The organism is Streptomyces sp. AB3(2024), assembly GCF_041862025.1.
GTDB lineage: Bacteria > Actinomycetota > Actinomycetes > Streptomycetales > Streptomycetaceae > Streptomyces.
This window is the reverse complement of the sequence record NZ_JBGWAB010000336.1, coordinates 1-532: the sequence shown is the minus strand read 5'-3', so window position 1 is coordinate 532 and position 532 is coordinate 1. Positions and strand designations below refer to the sequence as shown.

Here is a 532-nt window from a genome sequence, read left to right as displayed (position 1 = left end):
CTTCAGCCTCGAATTCTGGGGCGCCCTCCTCCACGGCGGCACCACCGTCCTCCAACCCGGACAACGCCCCGAACCGGCCCTGATCTCCGCACTCACCCAGCAGCACCGCGTGAGCATGCTCCAGCTCTCCTCCAGCCTCTTCAACTACCTCACCGACGAACACCCCGGCACCTTCACCACCACCCGCATCGTCTACACCGGCGGCGAACCCGCCTCCCCCACCCACGTCCACCGTCTCCACGGACTGCACCCGCACCTCACGATCACCAACGGGTACGGGCCCGCCGAGTCCATGGGCTTCACCACCACCCACACCACCGCGCCGACCGCCGAGGTCCAGGGCCCCCTCCCCATCGGCCGGCCCCTGACCAACAAGCACGCCTACGTCCTGGACGCCCACCTGCGGCCCTCCCCGCCCGGGACGACGGGCGAGCTCTACCTCTCCGGCGACGGACTCGCCCACGGCTACCTCGCCCAACCCACCACCACCGCCACCCACTTCATCCCCAACCCCTACGGACCCCCCGGCACC

At 70.5% G+C, this 532-nt stretch carries 1 protein-coding gene; it reads left to right on the top strand.

The window, feature by feature from the left end; translation table 11 throughout:
• On the top strand, positions 1 to 532 hold a 532-nt coding region (locus ACEPPI_RS40645), incomplete at both ends, for an AMP-binding protein (RefSeq protein WP_373920260.1).